Below are 16,524 nucleotides of genomic sequence, written 5' to 3'. Positions count from 1 at the left end.
CTCCACACATACTGATGCTCGATGAATGCCTCGTCGATGAACGCCTCCGCCCGGGCGGCCGACGTGCTGGCCGTCGCTCCCCTCCTCAACTGCCTGCTCCGCGAGGCCGCCGCACCGGTGGGGGAGGAGCCGGTCGCCGGCCGTGCCGTCCACCGCCTGCGCAGGAGCGGCCAGTTGCTGCGGTTCCGCACCGGGCACCGGCCCTCCGCCCCCGAACTGCGCACCGGCGGCACCTGGCGGCCCCTGCGCCATCACGACCTCGTCGCGCTCGTCGCGCAGGAGATGCGCGCCGCCACCGGCCGCACCAACGCCGCCCTCACCGCCGAAATGGCCGCCAGCCGCGCCGCGGTGGAGGCCCTGCTCGCCGCCCGCGCCCACGGCACGCCGCCCGGTGACCCGTGGCTGCGCTCCGAACAGGCCCTCGTCATGGGCCATCCCTTCCACCCCGCCCCCAAGTCCCGCAGCGGTGGCGGGCCGCCGCAGTCCTGGCTGCGCTACGCCCCCGAGGCGTACGCCCGTTTCCCGCTCGTCCTGCTGGGCGTGCGGGAGGACGCGGTGGTCGACGACGGCGACACCCGCGCCCTCGACGCCCTGGGGCAGGCCCCGCCCGGGCATCGCCTGCTGCCCGTTCACCCCTGGCAGTTTGCCCTCGCGGGGCAACTGCCCGCCGTACGCGCCGCCTTGGCCGACGGGCGGCTCGTTCGGCTGGGGGATACGCCCTGGGAGGCCCGCGCCACCTCGTCCGTGCGCACGGTCCATGTCCGGACGGGGCCCCAACGGCCGGATCTCTTCCTGAAGTTCAGCCTTGAAGTGCAGATCACGAACGACGTCCGGCGGATCCGGCGGCATGAGCTGAGCGCCGTCCGCCGCACCGACCCGCTGGTCGCCGCCGCCTTCCGGGCCATGGACGGCCCCGCCGCCTGGTTGCGGGAGCGCGGGCACCGTACCGTACGCGGCCTGGAGGAGACCTTCCCCGTCCTCGTCCGCGACGGACTGGACGGCCACCTGCTGCCGGGCACCACCGCCGTCCTGGCCGCCGCGCTCCCCGAGGGCTTCGACGGCAGCCCGCTGGACCGCCTGACCGATCCGCTGCCGTGGTGGTCGGCCTACCTGGCCCACGTCGTGCCGCCCGTCCTGGAGGCATACGACCGGCACGGCGTCGCCGTCGAATGCCACCTCCAGAACACCCTGATCGCCGTCGACGGGGACGGCACGCCCGTCCAGGCCGTCTTCCGTGACACCGAAGGCGCCAAGGTGATCCCCGTAACGCCCCGCGCGAGAGCCTGGGAACGTCTCGCGTACTGCCTCGTGGTCAACAACCTGACCGAGATCGCGGGGGTGCTCGCTCACCGCTTCCCCCGTTCCGCCGGGGCGCTGTGGCCCGCCGCGCGGCGGGAGGTCGAACGGTGCGCGAAGGAGCGGGGCTTCGCCGGGGCCGAGGAGCTCCTCGCCGCGCCGACCGTGCCGGCCAAGGCGAATCTCCTCTCACGGTGGATCGATGCGGACGGGACCGAGCCGCGCTACCTTCCCGTCCCCAACCCCCTGGCCCTCACGAGCCCTGCTGATCCGCCGAGTTGACGCCGTCCTCCGGTACGGTGCGCCGGGCGCGCAGGGCCCGGACCTTGTGGCGGTTCCCGCAGCGCTCCATGGAGCACCAGCGGCGCCGGCCGGGGCGCGAGGTGTCGACGAACACCAATTTGCAGTTGTCCGCCGCGCATTCGCGGATCCGTCCGGCGTGCGGGCCGGTGAACAGCTCGACGGCGTCGCGGGCGACGGTGGACAGCGCCTGCGTGGCGGTGGCCGGCAGGGCCCAGGCGCGTGTGCCGGCGGAGGCGATGCGGGGGACGAGCGGGGGAGCGGTCGCTGCCGCGTTGACGGCGGCGACGTCGTCCGGGTGCGGTCGCGTGCCGCGGACGATCGCTCCGGCCGCGCGCCACAGCGCGTCCCGCAGGGCGCGGCCTTCCCCCAACTCGGCCGCCGAGACGGTCACTTCGTCCGGCCGCAGCCCCAGCCGCGAGCGCCCCAGCCAGTCGGCCAGATCCCGCGGCTCGTGCAGCCGCTCCCAGTGGGCCAGTTCGCCCGGGCCGCCCGTGCACAGGAGCTCCAGGCACAGGGTGCCGGGGTCGAAGCGGAAGCTCGTGCCGTCGGAGGAGTGCAGGAGGAGTCCGGTTGCGATGGCGATCACGTAACCACTATAAGTGGTGTCGGGCCTCAAGGTCCCGGAAAATCGGAGGAACATCTCATGGCCGTCCACTGGAAAGTCGTCGTCGACTGCGCCGACCCGCTGCCTCTCGCCGACTTCTGGGCCGCCGCCCTCGGCTACGAGGTCGAGGACCACGGCGCCCTCATCGACCGGCTGCTCGCCGCCGGCGTCATCGACGACAGCCAGTGGACGGCCGTCGGCGACCGCAAGGCCTGGGTCCACGCCGCGGCCGTCCGCCACCCCGACGACCCCGTCGACGCGTCCACCGGCACCGGCCTCGGCCGCCGCATCCTCTTCCAGGCCGTCCCCGAACCCAAGGAGGGCAAGAACCGGCTCCACCTGGACCTCCACTTCGGCCCGGAGCAGCGCGACGTGGAAGTCGCCCGGCTGGAGGGGCTGGGGGCGCGGGTGCTGCGGACGGTGGTCGAGCACGGCAGCCACCACGTCACGATGGCGGATCCTGAGGGGAACGAGTTCTGCGTGCAGTGACCCGTTCACGCGGGGGGGGAGGGTGGCTCGTCAGGCTTGCCATCCCTTCCTCGATGCCGGACACCGTGGTGGCCCCCGCCCTCGACCGCTACGGCCGGTCCCTCCAGGGCCTGATCAAGATGGTGGCCGAGCCCCGCCGCCGCGAGATCGGCTTCACCTCGGCTCCGCGAAGACCTCGGCACCCCCTCGGGCGGCCGGCTCGTCTGCCAGGTCTTCGCCGCCCTGGCAGACCGCCATGCCACAGCAGAGGCCGGCTGCTCATTAAATGCTTGGCGACGCAAGGGAGTTCGGCGCTAGGGTCCGGCCGGACGTGAACTCGCATCAGGCTTGGCCAAGCAGTTGGGCCTCTCACGAGAGGAGTGTGACGTGGAGGGGTTCGATCCCAAGACGAGCTTCGGCTACGAGGTGTCCCAGCGGTACGACGACGATCCACGCGGTGATGAGGCCGAGACGGTCGAGTTCCTGGCGAGGCTCGCCGGTCAACGGGACGCCCTCGAACTCGCCGTGGGCACCGGCCGGATCGCGCTCCCCCTCAGGGGGGCCGGGGTACGGGTGGACGGGATCGAGTTGTCGCAAGACATGGTCGACCGGATGCGCGAGAAACCAGGCGGAGATCAAGTCGACGTGACCATGGGCGACATGTCGCGCGTCACCACCGGCCGCACCTACGGGCTCGTCTACCTGGTCTTCAACACGATCGGCAACCTGCTCACCCAAGAGGACCAGGTCCGGTGCTTCCAGAACGCCGCCGGCCATCTCACCGAGGACGGTGTGTTCGTCCTCGAATGCCGCATCCCCACCGCACCCTCGCGCCCCGGGCACCAGTACCTCGACACCGAGCAGGTCGGTCTCGATCACGTTGACCTCGACGCCGGCCGGTACGACCCGCTGACCCAGATCCTCGATCTGAACCACATCCGCATCAGCAGCAAGGGCATCAGGCTCTCCCCCATCAGGCTGCGTCTGGCCCACCCTCCCGAGTTCGACCTCATGGCCCGCCTCGCCGGACTCCGGCTCCGCGAACGCTGGGGCGGCTGGAAGGGCGAGCCGTACACCGCCGCAAGCTGGCGCCACATCAGTGTTTACGAACGCGACCGCTAAGAACACCCCTTTCGTCTCTGGTCGGGTCCGCCCGTTGCCCGGGAACTGACCTCGCTGGCCGCGGTGCCCGCGGGCACCGCGATGCCGCCGATGACGCTGCCCATGACGACGGTGCGGGAGAGGCACAGGGCCGAGGGGACGCCGACCAGGACCGAACAAGCCGAGCCCAATGCCGGGCGACAGCTCGGTTGAAGACGCCGCGACGGCGCCGATGTTTTCGCGCATGCCCGCAGTGTGAAGTCGGCCCCGCCGGGGCTGCGGAGGGGGTGTGCGGGCTCACGTCAGCCGAGCTGGTCATGGCCCGTGCCCCCGCCGTTGCACCCGCATCACCCGCGACCGTCCCCCGCCCCCACCGCGGGCGGCCCGCCCCACGGTGCCTCCAGTGCCGCCCGCAGCGCGTCCACCGCCGGCCGGCCGATGCGGGCGGCGAGTTCGGACTCCAGCTGCTGGAGGATGAACTCGGCCTGCTGGTGGGCGCGTTCGCCGTCGGGGGTGCGGCGGATGAGGCGTTGGCGGCCTGGGGTGGGGGAGTGTTCCAGGAGGCCGGCGGTGATGAGGGTGTGGACGGCCTGGTGGGCGGTCTGGCGGGTGACGCCCATGCGGCGGGCCAGTTCGGAGACCGTGGTGCCGGGCTCGTCGAGGACGGCGAAGAGCTGGACCTGGGTGGGGGAGACGGGGGTCGCGCCGGTTTCCTGCATGGCCGTCGTCAGGGCGTCCTCGAACCAGCGGCGGGCCTCGGTGAGCAGCTGGGGGAGGCTGCGGGCGGTGGGGGGCATGTGGTCCTCACGGTGCTGACGGGATGGCTTGCCGTGCGGCAGGCGCTCGTGTCAGGCTACCTGACATTCGACGTCCCGCGACTGGAGACGAGCATGACCATCGAGTACGCCACCCCCTACCGCCGGGCCTCCCGCATCCCCGCCGAGCCGGGCAAGCCCTACTTCATCGAGAAGGGCGAGGGCGACCGCGCCCACCTCTTCGGCGACCTGATCACCGTCTACGCGGGCGGCGAGCAGACGGAGAACGCCTTCAACTTCTTCACCGTCGAAGGCCCGAAGGGCAAGATCATCCCTGCCCATCTGCACCCCGACACCTACGAGGTCTTCTACGTGACGGACGGGGCCGTCCGCCTGTTCGTCGAGGACACCGGGGGCGAGCAGCAGGAAAAGCTGCTCACCCCGGGCGACTTCGGCTTCGTCCCCAAGAACTGCCCGCACGCCTACCGCATGGAGCGGCACCACAGCCGCGTCGTCGGCGTCGCCGCCGGCCCCGGCGGCACCTTCGAGCGGTTCTTCGAGAACCTCGGGGTCCCCACGGAGCAACTCGGGCTGCCCGGCGCCCCCGTCGTCCCTCCGGCCGAGAAGTTCGCCACCGTTCCTCGGCGTTACGACGTGCGGTTCCTCCCCGATCACCAGTGGCGCACCGGCTGAGCGGCGGCCATTCCCGGCCAAGTCGTACGCCTGTGCGGACAGGGTGATGGGCGTCGCACCAGCACCGGACGTCACGGGAGTGCTCCACAGCGTGGCCGAAGCCTTTCGGGCGGTGGTGTCAGGCGCCCCACAGGTCCCTACTCTCCTCCGCCATGCGCCCTACAACACGCAGACGCCTCGGTCTCTCCAGTGTCCTCGCCCTCGGCATCGCCCTGCCCGGCCTGGCGGTCCAGCCCGCCTCGGCCGCCGCGGCGGCGCCCATGACGATCAGCGTCGACAAGGCCAGCGCGACGCCCGGTTCCACGGTCACCATCACGATGACCTTCACCAACGACCAGCAGACGAACACCCAGTTCGTGTACCAGTCGATCCAGCCGACGTGGAACACGACGCAGGACCCCGGCCTCAAGTACGCGTTCAAGTCCTGCACCGGCGAGGCCGTGCAGTGTGACGTGAACGGCACGAGCGGCACGGTGCGTTACAACGTCCCCGTCATCCCCGGCGCGACGCGGACCGTCAAGCTGACGTACGACATCGCCGCGGATTCGGCCTGCGGGCCCAGCCGCCGCATCGACTTCTACTCCTACGTCTACTACGAGTACCAGGGCGGCCAGGCCAAGAAGGACGGCGTCTACAACACGGGCACGGACATCGCCTGCAAGACCACGCCGGCCAGGGCGGCGCTGAAGGGCGCGCACACCGCGAAGGGCCTCAAGGCCCCGGCCGGGAGGCACTGAGGCACGGTCGAGGGGGCCGGGCCACCGCTGCCCGCCCCCTCACCTCGCCCCGCCTCACCTCACCTCGCCCGGCGCGCCGCGGCGTGCGCCCGCAGCCCGGCCGCGCCGAGTGACAGCCCCGTCAGCGACACGACCGCCGCCAGGGCGGCGATCGTCCGCCCGCCGCCCGCCGGCCCCCCGTACAGCACCGCGGCGGCGGCCGCCCCGGCCGTGAGCGGACCGGCCAGCAGCAGACCCGCCACGGTGCGGCGCGGACGCGCCACAAGTCGGGCCGTGTCCCGGCCGGTTGGGCGGATGACGGCGGCCGCCCCGGCCCCGCCCGTCAGCTCGGCCCACTCCTCCCGCGCCGCGCGCCGCTCCCGCCGGCGGCACACCGCGGCGCCGCAGCCCAGCCCCGCCGTGAGGACCGCCCCCGTCAGGGCCACCGCCGCGACGACGGGCCACGGGGCGCACAGGAACAGCAGAGGGGCCAGCAGGGCCGTCGTCGCCCAGCCCGACAGACACGCGGCCGCCGCCGTGCGGCGGTGACGGGGGCGGTCGTCGCCCGCGCGGAGGTCGGCGACCGCCGGCAGGTACCAGACGCAGCCGGAGACGCACAGGGCCGCCGCCCCCAGGCCCAGGACGGCGTGGGACATGGACTGTTCCTCCTCGCGGTCGACGCACGGAGCCGGGAAGGGCCTCGATGCCGCGGGGGACTGGGCATCCCGGGCCCTTCCCGGCCCTGTCCCAGGATCCGGCGCGGCCCGCCCCGGGCCGTAGGGCCGAACGGGGCCCAGGCCCTCGGACCGAAGGTCCCGCCCCCGACGTCCTGACGGCACGTCACCTCGCACACCCCGCACCCCCTCCGCTTGGGCCGAACGGCCCCGTCACCCAGGGCCCCTCGGGCACATGCGGCCAGTGCCATACTGACGCGCGCCGCCCACCGGCCGGCCGGGAACACCGGCTCCACGGCAGCCGGCCCGTACCACCCCGCCTCCCCCAGGAGACCCGCCCATGGCACGCCCCGACCCCCACGCCCCCACCGCCGGCCCGGCGGCACGGGCCCCGCGAGCGAAGGGGTGCCGCCCGTGAACACCGTCGGCGACGAGTACCACGGCCTGCTGGCCCGCCACGACGCGATGCGGCTGCGCCGCTCCCTGCTCTCCCCCGGGCAGCCCGAACGCCCGGCCGCCCCCGTGCGGGCGCCCTACGACGGCCGGGCCGACCAGCAGCTGATCCTGCGCGGCCTGGACCTCGTGTCCCCCTTCGACGGCCTGATCGCCGAGCTGTACGCCGAACTCTTCGCGCGCCACCCCTACTTGCGCGCCCTCTTCCCCGAGTCGATGGAGTTCCAGCGCCGGCACCTCGCGCACATCTTCCACTACCTCATCGAGCACCTGCACGACCCCGACCACGTGACCGCCACCTTCACCCGCCTCGGCCGCGACCACCGCAAGCTCGGCGTACGGCCCGCGCACTACGAGGCGTTCGAGGAGGCCCTGCGCGAGGCGCTGCGCCGCACCGCCGGCTCGCGCTGGACGGGCGCCCTGGAGGGCGCGTGGCTGCGGATGCTGCGCTTCGCCGTGGCCGCCATGGTCGAGGGCGCCGAGGCGGCCCTCGGGGAACCCGCCGCGTGGCAGGCCGAGGTCACCGGGCACGAGCGCCGCCGCCGCGACCTCGCGGTGCTGCGGGTGCGGACCGGCGAGCCGTACTCCTGCCGGGCCGGCCAGTACGCGGCCGTGCAGTCGCCGCTGCTGCCGCAGGCGTGGCGGTACTACTCGTTCGCCGGCGCGCCGCGCCCCGACGGCGAGCTGGAGTTCCACGTCCGGCTCGCCGGGCGCGGGGGCGTGAGCGAGGCCCTGGTCGAGCGCACCCGGGCCGGCGACACCCTGCGGCTGGGGCCCGCGAGCGGCACGATGACCCTCGACGAGGAGCTGCCCCGCGACCTGCTGCTCGTCGCGGGGGACACCGGATGGGCGCCCCTGAAGGCCCTGCTGGAGGAGATGACCGCGCGCCGTCCCGGGCCGCGCTCCGTCCACCTCTTCCTCGGCGCGCGCCGCTTCGCCGACCTCTACGACGCCGACGCGGCCACCGAACTGGCCCTGCGGCGCCCGTGGTTGCGCGTCGTCCCGCTGATCGAGGACGAACCGGGGCCGCGCTGCTGGGAGTCGGTGGCGGGCGCGGTGCTCCGGCACGGCGACTGGTCGCGCCACACCGCCTACCTCGCCGGCCCGCCCGCCCTCGTCGCCACGGCCGCGGCCGGCCTGACCGCCGCCGGGCTGCCCGCCGGCCGGGTGCGGCACGACCCGCTGCCCGCGGCCCCGGACAGGGCGCGGGTGGGCTCATGAGGCCGCGTGTCCCCCCGCGGTACCGTCGTCCGCCCGGTCGTCCAGGACGATGGTGACGGCGGTGCCGGACCGCGCGTCGCCGCCGGTCCGTTCGACGGCGGCGGCGACGCGCACGTACAGCTCCACGGCCAGCGCCCAGTCCCCGGTGGCGGCGTGCCCCGCACCGGCCGTGTGCCACAGGCTCGTCAGGACGGCGATCAGGGAGCGGCCCGACAGGGCGGCCTCGACGCGGTCGCCGCCGGGGCTGAGGACCTGCCCCGGGGCGCGGAAGTGCCGGTCGCGGGCGGCCTGTTCGAGGACGAACGCCCAGGTGTCGCGGTGGCACAGGAGGGTGGCCGACGCGATGCCGGCCGCGCACCGCAGCAGGCCGGGCAGGCGCGCCGGGGCCAGCGGCGACGGCTCGTCCGGCCCGGCGGCCTCCCCGCCGTCCTCCGCGGCAGGTGCCGGGGCGGCGGGCTCCGGCGGCCGCCGCGCCTCCAGCAGGTGGCGGCGCAGGGACTCCATGTCCGTACGGGCCCGGGCGATGTCCTGCCGGGCCTCGGCCAGTTCGCCCACCGCGCGGTCCAGGCGGCGGCGCAGGTCGCGGTTCTCGTTGCGCAGGTCCGAGACGCCGGAGGTGACCGCGTCGAGGAGCTCCTGGCGTATGGCCCCCAGGGAGCCGCGGAGTTCGGCCAGACCCGAGCCCAGCGCGTCACCGATCTCGCGGCGGGTCGCGCGGTTGTCCTCCAGGACCGCCGCCGTATCGCTCCGGTTGTTCCAGGCCATGCGCGGTCCCCCTGACTCCCGGCTGCCGACGCGGAGATGTCTTTCCGTGCGGACCGCCGCCGACGCATCACTTTTCGGACGTACGACGCGTCCGGTGCGGGAAGCGGACGAACCGGTGGGACCGCTGGGTCAGCGGACGCGCCACGAGCCGTCGGCCAGCGCCTCCGTCACCCGGCGCTTGACCGCCGCGCGCGCCTCCACGTCCAGTAACTCCCGGTCCAGCAGGCCCGGTCGGTACTCGTACGGCGCCAACCGGCCCCGGATCCAGGCGTATTCCTCGGCGTACAGCTCCGCCAGCCGGCAGCCCGCGCGGTCGCGCGCCTCGGCCTCCGCGACGCACCGCGGGTCCTCCCGGCCCACCCGCCCGGCGGCCGCCGCCACGTGCCGGGTGCGGTGGCCGCACTCGACGCGCCGCTGCAGCACGGCGGCCATGAACCGCCGGGCGTTGAGCAGCCGGAACAGCTCCCCGTGCGGCAGCGCCGCGGCCGCCGGCGGCAACGGGCCGAGCGCGCACGGGCTCCCGGCGCCCGCCAGGGGGAACGTGATCCTGGCCAGCTCGCGCAGCGCCTGGTCCCACCGGCGCAGCAGCAGCGGGTGGAGGAGGGCCGGCTCGCGGCCCTCCGGGCGGCGGGCGTCGTCGGCCGCGGCGTCCCGCACGGCGCGCGCCGGGGCGCGCAGCAGGCCGCGGACGCCGGGGGTGAGCGGGGCCTCGATCCAGCCGCGCCGGTAGGCCAGTTCGATCGAGTCGTAGACGTCCCGGGCGGCCGGCTCCTCCAGCGGAGGGAGCCCGTGCGCGGCCCGCTCCTCCGCCAGGAGCTTGGCGAACTCGTCGGCGTGCGCCTTCGACAGCCAGTTGCGGGCCGTGTGGCAGGCGTCCCGCATCGGCGAGCGCAGCAGGCCGCTGTTGTGGGCGCGGCGCCGGAAGTCGGCCGCGACGCGGTGGGCGGCGGTCAGGGTGCTGCGCACCCGGCGCAGGCGGTACTCGTTGCGGGTCGCCCGGGCGTCGCCGGTGCACAGCATCCGCTCCACCGACACCTGGAGCTCGCCCTCGGCGTACTTGAGCGCGTCCAGCCAGTCCAGGTGCCACTCCCGGCGGCGCAGCAGCCGCCGGGTGGACGACGGGACGCGCATCGTCGCCTCGGCGATGGCCACCGTCACCAGGGCCGTGAAGCTCCGTTCGACATACGGGATCAGCTCGGCCGTCGGCATCACGGCGACGTCGCCGAGCCTGAGCCTTGGGTGTGCCGCTGGTCCGTCCACGCTTCCCCCCTCGCAGGCCGGTGGGCAATCGCGAACATTCTGTCCCGCGCGGCGGCCGTAAGGGGGCGGTTCCGGCAGGCCGCCGCCCGCCCGGGGCATCCGGGGGCGGCGGCCCGCCGTCAGTGCCGGCGGGCGGACAGCCAGGGGGACACCGGCAGTCCCACGGGCTCCCTGTACGTCACGTCACCGGGGACCGGGACCACCAGGGTGGTGGCCGGCGGGAAGAGGCGGGTCCGCAGACGGGCCCGCCCCGCGTACACCGCGTCCAGGAACGCGGCCGCGTGCTCGTGCGGCACGTCCGCGAACTCCACGCCCTCCACGACGATCCTGGTGTCGCCCTCGGGGTGCACCGTCAGCTCGACCGCCGGCGGGCCGGCGATCTCCGCGTACACCTCGTGCGGGAGCGAGCCGTCGGGGTCGGTGACCGCGAGGAGCGGGGCGCCGGTGCGGCGGGAGACGCGGTCCGCGCCGATGTCGTGCTCGACCGTCGTCAGGGTGCGGCCGTGCCGCGCGGCGACGTCGCGGACGGCGGTGAGGACCTCTTCGGTGTACATGGGCCCAATCATGCGGGAGCCGGTGCGGACGTGCCGGGGCGGGTCTAGAGGTGGATCTCCTCGCACGCCCGCCCGCGCGACTGGAAGCCCCCCTTCACGTGCTCCCAGCCCTCCGCGCACACCACCGACCGGTTCGGCAGGTCCCGCCCCACCGGCACCGTGAACTTCTGGTGGTAACCCCAGAAGCCCGTACGGCTGTTGGTGTCCAGGCCACCGCCCCACACGTGGAAGTGCCCGGTGAAGTCACCGCCCCACGTCGTGGACGCCGACACCGCGTCGACGTGGAGCCCGCTCCCGTCGACGGCGATGCACGTCCGGTGGTTGCAGCCCCGGGAGCCCGCGCCCGCCGGCGGCGCGCCCACCGCCAGGAGCGCCACCGCCCCGGCCGCCACCGCCCCCGTCCGCAGGGCCCGTCGCGCCCTCGCCCCCGCCGTCGGTCCGGCCTTCGTTCCCCAGAAGCTCAAGAAACCCACGCAGCTCACGCTCTCCGTCTCACACCGCTGCCAACGCGGGCGACCCTGCCAGTGATCGGGCCCCGGCGCCTCGTCCGGCCGCCGATTCCACCCGATCGATGGAGGCGGGGGCCGTCGTGTGAACGGCTGGGAGCAGGCGGGCAGTTCGGGCCGCCGCCGGGGAGAGGTCCGGGATCGGGCGCGCGGCCGATCCGGTGACGGCGTGCGCGCCGGGCCGGGCCGGGGCCGCGCGCGCTCCTAGCCTGACCGGATGCGCATCAGTACCGTCATCCTCCCCGTCCACCGCTGGCCCACCGCGCAGGAGCACTGGCGCCGCGCGGAGGAACTGGGCCTGCACGCCGCCTACACCTTCGACCACCTGGCCTTCCGCAGCTTCCGCAGCGGCCCGTGGCTGGGCGCGGTGCCCACCCTGGCCGCGGCCGCGGCCGTCACCTCGCGGATCCGGCTCGGCACCCTGGTCGCCTCGCCCAACTTCCGCCACCCCGTGACGCTGGCCCAGGAGCTGATGAGCCTGGACGACATCTCCGGCGGCCGGGTGACCGCCGGGATCGGCGCCGGCGGCGAGGGGTACGACACCACCATCCTCGGGCAGCGGCCGTGGACGCCGCGCGAACGGGCCGACCGCTTCGACGAGTTCGTGCCCCTGCTGGACCGGCTGCTCACCCGCCCGGCCACCACCTCCCGCGGCACCCACTACGCGGCCGTCGAGGCGCCGATGATCCCGGGCTGCGTCCAGCGCCCCCGCATGCCCTTCACCATCGCGGCCACCGGGCCGCGCGGCCTCGCCCTGGCCGCCCGGTACGGGCAGGGCTGGGTGACCTTCGGCGACCGCCGGCAGGCCGCCGGGCAGAGCGGGGACGCGGCCGCCGCGGCCGTGCGCGACCAGGTGACCCGGCTGGGCGAGGCGTGCGCGGCGCTCGGCCGCGACCCCGGCGACCTGGAGAAGGTCCTCATGACCGGCTTCACCAAGGACCCCTGGCAGGCGTCCGTCGACGCCTTCGTGGACCTCGCGGGCCGCTACTCCTGCCTCGGCATCACCGAGATCGTCCTGCCGCGGCCGGTGCCCGGCACGATGTTCGACGGCTCGGAGGCGGCCTTCGAGAAGATCGTCACCGAGGGCCGGGGCCAGCTGGCGGACTGACCGGCCCGCCGGCCGGAGGGCTCAGGAGGCCCCGTCCGGCACCAGGACGAGCGCCGCCACCTCGCCGTCCGCGTCGTGGACGTCGTCGATGACGAGCCCGGCCGCGGCGGCGAGGGCGTTCCACCCGGCCAGGGTGCGCTCCCGGCCGCCGGTGATGGCCATCATCCACATGTCGGCCAACCGCCCCCGGTCCGGCCCCCGTTCGGACAGGACACGCTCCAGCAGGACGATCCGCCCGCCGTCGTCCAGGGCCCGGTGGCAGCGGCGCAGGACGGCGACGGCCTCCTCGTCGGCCCAGTCGTGCAGCACACTGCCCAGCAGGTAGGCGTCGTGGCCCGGGGGCAGGTCCGAGCGCAGCATGTCCCCGGGGTACAGGACCAGGCGCTCGCCGAAGCGGGCGCGCAGGGCGTGCGGCACCCGCTCGATCACCTCCGGCCGGTCGAGCAGCGTGACGCGCAGCGCGTCGTCGGCGGCCAGCAGCAGTTCCGTCAGGCCGCCCGTGCCGCCGGCCACGTCCACGACGTCGCCGAAGCCACGCTTGCACAGGTACGGGACGAGCGGCGCGTACAACTGGGCCGCCCGCGTCCGCATGTAGGAGTGGAAGGCGTCCAGGGACGCCGGGTCGGCGCCGATCCGCTCGAACAGCGCGCCGCCGCGGGCCCGTTCGTAGCTGGTGCCGCCGTGCGCGACGCACTCGGCGAAGGCGCCCCAGCCCAGGAACATGTCGGTCTCGGCGAACTCCGGCCGCAGCGTGTCCGGATGGTCGGAGCGCAGCAGCCGCCCGCCCTCGGTCAGGCGCACCGTCCCGGACGCGTCGACGCGCAGCACACCGAGCGTCTCGGCCGCCAGCACCAGCCGGGTGAGCCGGCCGGGATCCGCCTCGGCGGCCGAGGCGAGCCGGCCCGTCCCGATGCCCTCGGGCGGGATCAGGTCGGGGACGGCCAGGGCGCACAGGGCGTGCAGGATCCTGCTCGGCGCGACGTCGAACAGGTCGGCCAGCCGCCGCCGTTCCTCCTTCAGGTCCGCCTCGTCCATGCCTGTCCTTTCGGCCGGTCCTTCCGGCCCGTCTTCTCGGCCCTCGCTTCCGCCGGTGCCGCGGCGGGCGGGCTACGCCGGCAGCGGGGTGTGCCAGTCGAGGAGCCGCCGCAGGCCCTCGTCCAGGTGCGAGAGGCGGCGCAGCGGACTGCGCGGCCGGCGGGCGGTGGCGACCGGGATCCAGTCCGGGGGGCCGCTCGCGGTGAGCAGGGCGCTGACGGCGATGTTCCGCTCGGCGCGCGGCCTGCGGTGGCGTTCGTAGCGTTCCAGCGCCGCCTGCCGATGGGGGGCGTCGCGCAGGGCCTTCGCCAGGACGACGGCGTCCTCGAAGGCCATGGACGCGCCCTGCCCGGTCGCGGGCGGCGCGGCGTGGGCGGCGTCGCCGACGAGGACGACGCGGCGGCCGCACCAGCGCACGCCGGGGGTCAGCCGGACGGCGTTGGTCACCATCAGCTTGTCCTCGGTGGCCCGCACGATGTCGGCGGCGGGGGAGCGGTCCGGGCGCAGCAGGGCGACGAGCCGGTCGCGCCAGGTGCCGGGCGGGGTGACGGCGGCCTCCTCCGCGCCGACCGCGGGGCCGCGCAGACGGGCGAACCAGTACGTCTCCCCGGCGGGCGAGACCAGACAGCCGAAGAGCACCCGGCTGGCCCTGATCATGGTGAGCCGGTCGGGTTCGAGGCACGCCCCGGCGGCCGGGTCGCGGGTGTAGCCGTAGAAGATGCTCTGGCCCGCGTAGACCGGCCGCGCCGCCGGGTCGAGGTGCGCGCGGACGGCCGAGCGCAGCCCGTCGGCGCCCACGAGCAGGTCGCCGGTGGCCGAACTCCCGTCGGAGAAGCGGGCGGTGACCCGCTCGTCGTCCTCCTCGACGGACACCAGACGGGCCGACCAGCGGAACGGCACGCCGCGCCGCCGGGCCTCCTCCTGGAGCGCGGCGCCCAGCTCGGCGCGGCGCATGCAGCGGTAGCGCAGCAGCGGCGCGTCCTCGCCCAGCGGGACGGACTCCAGCCGCGCGCCGCTCTCGTCGACGAAGCGCATGCCGGTCACGGGGAAGCCGTGGCCGGTGACCGGCCCGGCCGCGCCGATCTGCGCGAGGGCCTGCATGCCGTTGCTCGCCAGGGTGAGGAACGCCCCGATGTCCGCGCCGGTCTGCGGGTGCGCCTCGTGGACGGTGACCTCGAAACCGGCCTGCCGCAGGGCGAGTCCCGCGGCGGACCCGGCGACGCCGCCGCCGACGACCAGGATCCCGGACACGGCCGTCAGCAGCCTTCGGCGTCGTACATCGCGCGCTCCCAGTCGGTGACCGCCCCGCAGAAGCGGGCCCACTCCTGGCGCTTCAACCGCAGGAAGAGATCGGTCAGTTCGGGGCCGATGCCCTGCACCAGCACCTGGTCGGCGGCCAGGAGGTCGAGCGCCTCGTCGAGCGCCAGCGGCAGGGTGCCGAAGCGGTCGGCGACGGCGGCGTCGGTGCCGCCGCGGGGCGGGCCGGGGTCGATGCTGTTCTTCAGGCCGTCCTCGACGGAGGCGAGGATCGCGGCGTGCGAGAGGTACGGATTGGCCATGGCGTCGGGCGCCTTGACCTCCAGGCGCCCGGCGGCCGGCAGGCGCACCGCACAGGTCTTGTTGTCCATCCCCCAGTTGATCGCCTGCGGCGCGAACTGGCCCGTGGCGACGAAGCGTTTGTAGGAGTTGACCGTCGGCGCCATCACCGCGGCGGCCGCCGCGGAGTGCGCCAGGATGCCGCCGAGCGCGTGCCGGCCCGTCAGGCTGAGGTGGAGGCCGGACGCCTCGGGATCGAGGAGGACGTTGCGGTCGCCCTCCCAGAGGCTGATGTTGTGATGGCAGCCGTTGCCCAGCCGGTCCTCGGCCGGCTTGGGCATGAAGGTGACCTTCGCCCCCAGCTCGCGGGCGACCTGGCGGCAGATCAGCCGGTGCAGCACCAGCCGGTCCGCCGTGCGGTCGGCGCGGTCGTACATCCAGTTGAGCTCCAGCTGCCCGGGGCCCTCGCAGTTGCTCTCGATCATCGCCAGGCCGAGCTCCTGCCCGTAGGACATGACCTTCTGGTAGACCGGCCGCAGCTGTTCCATCTGGCCCACGTGGTACATCGGGTGCGGGGCGCCGGGCACGTGCTCGCAGGACATCCCCGGCACCGTCCAGGTGGCCTCCGGCTCGCAGCCGCTGCGCAGCTCCAGCCCGGTGCGGGCGGTGAACGCGGCGTGCGACCGGGCGAAGGCGCCGCGCGCGTCCAGCGGCATCGGCCGGCCGCCCGTCCCGTCCGGCGCGCCCGGCGGTTCGTACATGCGGCAGAAGAAGAAGCCGGTGCGCCGGTCCCAGGGCAGGACGGCGAACGAGTCCAGGTCCGGCATCACCACGCACTCGCAGCGCTCGGGGTGCCCGGCGAGCATGATGCCGGCGCCGTCCGTCTGGAGGTCCGCGAGGACGCCGGGGTGCGCGCGCAGTCCGTTCTCGACGTTGCGCATCAGCTCGGTCGCGGGCGCCACCTTGCCGACGATCCGGCCGGTGACGGTCACCACCTGGTAGTAGACGAACTCCACGCCCGCCTCGGCGACGCGCGCCCGCACCGCCTCGATCGCGGACTGGTCGCCGTTGCGTTCACGGTGCTCGTCCAGGAGGGACTGCACGGGCTGGGGGGCGGCGGTCGTCATGCGGGTCTCCCGTGGGTGGTCGCCGAACCGGCGGAGCGGGCGGACGCGGAGGGGGAAGTGGGGGCATGGAGGGGACCGCGGGCGGTGCGCGCCGCCCGCCGGCGGGGCCGGAACCACGCGCCCCGCGGGGGCACGGTCTCCCGGCCCCGGACCACGTTATGCCACGCCGCGGCGGCCCGCGCGCCCGACCACCGGGGCACATAGCCCGTTGGGGGGACATTCCCGCCGGACCGCATATCGCCCCCGGCGGGGGGAACACGTCAGCCGCTCGCTTCCCGCCCGTGGGGCGGAAGCGCCGGACCGGCACCAACAGGCCTGTTCCCAGGCCGAGTTGGGGAAAACCGCGGGT

17 protein-coding genes are annotated in these 16,524 nt (G+C 74.8%); 7 read left to right on the top strand and 10 right to left on the bottom strand.

Annotation, left to right across the window (positions count from 1 at the left end; genetic code table 11):
- Window positions 1-21 precede the first annotated feature (21 nt).
- Window positions 22-1,578, top strand: a complete 1,557-nt coding sequence (locus AC230_RS20335; protein WP_049717725.1) for an IucA/IucC family protein — start codon at window positions 22-24, stop codon at window positions 1,576-1,578.
- On the opposite strand, the gene AC230_RS20330 is transcribed toward AC230_RS20335, so the two are convergent.
- Window positions 1,550-2,185 (bottom strand): CGNR zinc finger domain-containing protein, encoded by a 636-nt coding sequence (locus tag AC230_RS20330; RefSeq protein WP_241833301.1) that lies wholly within the window; start codon window positions 2,183-2,185, stop codon window positions 1,550-1,552. The two genes, AC230_RS20335 and AC230_RS20330, sit on opposite strands and share 29 nt — an antisense overlap.
- A 57-nt stretch (window positions 2,186-2,242) precedes the next feature.
- Between AC230_RS20330 and AC230_RS20325 the strand changes: the two genes are divergently transcribed.
- Window positions 2,243-2,692 carry a VOC family protein gene (locus AC230_RS20325; RefSeq protein WP_049717723.1) on the top strand — a complete coding sequence of 150 codons (450 nt, stop codon included), beginning with the start codon at window positions 2,243-2,245 and terminating at the stop codon, window positions 2,690-2,692.
- A gap of 366 nt (window positions 2,693-3,058) precedes the next feature.
- Window positions 3,059-3,793 carry a class I SAM-dependent DNA methyltransferase gene (locus tag AC230_RS20320; RefSeq protein WP_049717722.1) on the top strand — a complete coding sequence of 245 codons (735 nt, stop codon included), beginning with the start codon at window positions 3,059-3,061 and terminating at the stop codon, window positions 3,791-3,793.
- A 326-nt stretch (window positions 3,794-4,119) separates the two neighbouring features.
- Here the strand turns inward: AC230_RS20320 and AC230_RS20315 are convergent, their stop codons facing one another.
- The gene (locus tag AC230_RS20315; protein WP_049717721.1) at window positions 4,120-4,569 is read right to left on the bottom strand and encodes a MarR family winged helix-turn-helix transcriptional regulator; all 450 of its coding nucleotides are present in this window, start codon (window positions 4,567-4,569) and stop codon (window positions 4,120-4,122) included.
- Between the two features lie 93 nt (window positions 4,570-4,662).
- Between AC230_RS20315 and AC230_RS20310 the strand changes: the two genes are divergently transcribed.
- Both AC230_RS20310 and AC230_RS20300 read left to right on the top strand, forming a co-directional pair.
- Entirely contained in the window at window positions 4,663-5,220 is a 558-nt protein-coding gene (locus AC230_RS20310) for a quercetin 2,3-dioxygenase (protein ID WP_049717824.1), read from the top strand.
- Between the two features lie 152 nt (window positions 5,221-5,372).
- Complete coding sequence (locus AC230_RS20300) at window positions 5,373-5,957, top strand: hypothetical protein (protein WP_198535576.1); 585 nt, start codon at window positions 5,373-5,375, stop codon at window positions 5,955-5,957.
- A 59-nt stretch (window positions 5,958-6,016) separates the two neighbouring features.
- Here the strand turns inward: AC230_RS20300 and AC230_RS33110 are convergent, their stop codons facing one another.
- Complete coding sequence (locus AC230_RS33110) at window positions 6,017-6,592, bottom strand: hypothetical protein (RefSeq protein WP_198535575.1); 576 nt, start codon at window positions 6,590-6,592, stop codon at window positions 6,017-6,019.
- A gap of 432 nt (window positions 6,593-7,024) precedes the next feature.
- Here AC230_RS33110 and AC230_RS20290 point away from each other — a divergent pair, with 432 nt between their 5' ends.
- The gene (locus tag AC230_RS20290) at window positions 7,025-8,284 is read left to right on the top strand and encodes a globin domain-containing protein (protein ID WP_049717718.1); all 1,260 of its coding nucleotides are present in this window, start codon (window positions 7,025-7,027) and stop codon (window positions 8,282-8,284) included.
- Here AC230_RS20290 and AC230_RS30400 read toward each other — a convergent pair.
- The 4 genes from AC230_RS30400 to AC230_RS20270 form a co-directional block, all read right to left on the bottom strand.
- Entirely contained in the window at window positions 8,279-9,049 is a 771-nt protein-coding gene (locus AC230_RS30400) for a hypothetical protein (RefSeq protein ID WP_053161294.1), read from the bottom strand. The two genes, AC230_RS20290 and AC230_RS30400, sit on opposite strands and share 6 nt — an antisense overlap.
- Before the next feature lie 129 nt (window positions 9,050-9,178).
- Complete coding sequence (locus tag AC230_RS20280; protein WP_157868616.1) at window positions 9,179-10,309, bottom strand: hypothetical protein; 1,131 nt, start codon at window positions 10,307-10,309, stop codon at window positions 9,179-9,181.
- A gap of 119 nt (window positions 10,310-10,428) precedes the next feature.
- Window positions 10,429-10,863: a hypothetical protein gene (locus AC230_RS20275; RefSeq protein ID WP_241833300.1), complete on the bottom strand. Its 435-nt coding sequence runs from the start codon at window positions 10,861-10,863 to the stop codon at window positions 10,429-10,431.
- Window positions 10,864-10,907: 44 nt separating this feature from the next.
- Entirely contained in the window at window positions 10,908-11,336 is a 429-nt protein-coding gene (locus AC230_RS20270) for a hypothetical protein (RefSeq protein WP_157868615.1), read from the bottom strand.
- 250 nt (window positions 11,337-11,586) lie between these two features.
- On the opposite strand from AC230_RS20270, the gene AC230_RS20265 reads away from it, so the two are divergent.
- Window positions 11,587-12,477 carry an LLM class flavin-dependent oxidoreductase gene (locus AC230_RS20265; RefSeq protein WP_049717714.1) on the top strand — a complete coding sequence of 297 codons (891 nt, stop codon included), beginning with the start codon at window positions 11,587-11,589 and terminating at the stop codon, window positions 12,475-12,477.
- A 21-nt stretch (window positions 12,478-12,498) separates the two neighbouring features.
- On the opposite strand, the gene AC230_RS20260 is transcribed toward AC230_RS20265, so the two are convergent.
- The 3 genes from AC230_RS20260 to AC230_RS20250 form a co-directional block, all read right to left on the bottom strand.
- Window positions 12,499-13,512, bottom strand: a complete 1,014-nt coding sequence (locus AC230_RS20260; protein ID WP_049717713.1) for a methyltransferase — start codon at window positions 13,510-13,512, stop codon at window positions 12,499-12,501.
- 72 nt (window positions 13,513-13,584) lie between these two features.
- Window positions 13,585-14,763 (bottom strand): FAD-dependent monooxygenase, encoded by a 1,179-nt coding sequence (locus AC230_RS20255; RefSeq protein ID WP_049717712.1) that lies wholly within the window; start codon window positions 14,761-14,763, stop codon window positions 13,585-13,587.
- Window positions 14,764-14,768: 5 nt separating this feature from the next.
- Window positions 14,769-16,175 (bottom strand): glutamine synthetase family protein, encoded by a 1,407-nt coding sequence (locus tag AC230_RS20250; RefSeq protein WP_049717711.1) that lies wholly within the window; start codon window positions 16,173-16,175, stop codon window positions 14,769-14,771.
- Window positions 16,176-16,524: the final 349 nt, after the last annotated feature.

It is taken from the genome of Streptomyces caatingaensis, assembly GCF_001187435.1.
Lineage (GTDB): Bacteria > Actinomycetota > Actinomycetes > Streptomycetales > Streptomycetaceae > Streptomyces > Streptomyces caatingaensis.
This window is presented reverse-complemented; position numbering and strand designations above follow the sequence as displayed.

Excerpts from the sequence above, each read along its gene's own strand:
- AC230_RS20335 (WP_049717725.1), top strand. The coding sequence starts at position 22 with ATGAATGCCTCGTCGATGAACGCCTCCGCCCGGGCGGCCGACGTGCTG.
- AC230_RS20325 (WP_049717723.1), top strand. The coding sequence starts at position 2,243 with ATGGCCGTCCACTGGAAAGTCGTCGTCGACTGCGCCGACCCGCTGCCT.
- AC230_RS20315 (WP_049717721.1), bottom strand. The coding sequence starts at position 4,569 with ATGCCCCCCACCGCCCGCAGCCTCCCCCAGCTGCTCACCGAGGCCCGC.
- AC230_RS20310 (WP_049717824.1), top strand. The coding sequence starts at position 4,663 with ATGACCATCGAGTACGCCACCCCCTACCGCCGGGCCTCCCGCATCCCC.
- AC230_RS20300 (WP_198535576.1), top strand. The coding sequence starts at position 5,373 with ATGCGCCCTACAACACGCAGACGCCTCGGTCTCTCCAGTGTCCTCGCC.
- AC230_RS33110 (WP_198535575.1), bottom strand. The coding sequence starts at position 6,592 with ATGTCCCACGCCGTCCTGGGCCTGGGGGCGGCGGCCCTGTGCGTCTCC.
- AC230_RS30400 (WP_053161294.1), bottom strand. The coding sequence starts at position 9,049 with ATGGCCTGGAACAACCGGAGCGATACGGCGGCGGTCCTGGAGGACAAC.
- AC230_RS20275 (WP_241833300.1), bottom strand. The coding sequence starts at position 10,863 with ATGTACACCGAAGAGGTCCTCACCGCCGTCCGCGACGTCGCCGCGCGG.
- AC230_RS20265 (WP_049717714.1), top strand. The coding sequence starts at position 11,587 with ATGCGCATCAGTACCGTCATCCTCCCCGTCCACCGCTGGCCCACCGCG.
- AC230_RS20260 (WP_049717713.1), bottom strand. The coding sequence starts at position 13,512 with ATGGACGAGGCGGACCTGAAGGAGGAACGGCGGCGGCTGGCCGACCTG.
- AC230_RS20250 (WP_049717711.1), bottom strand. The coding sequence starts at position 16,175 with ATGACGACCGCCGCCCCCCAGCCCGTGCAGTCCCTCCTGGACGAGCAC.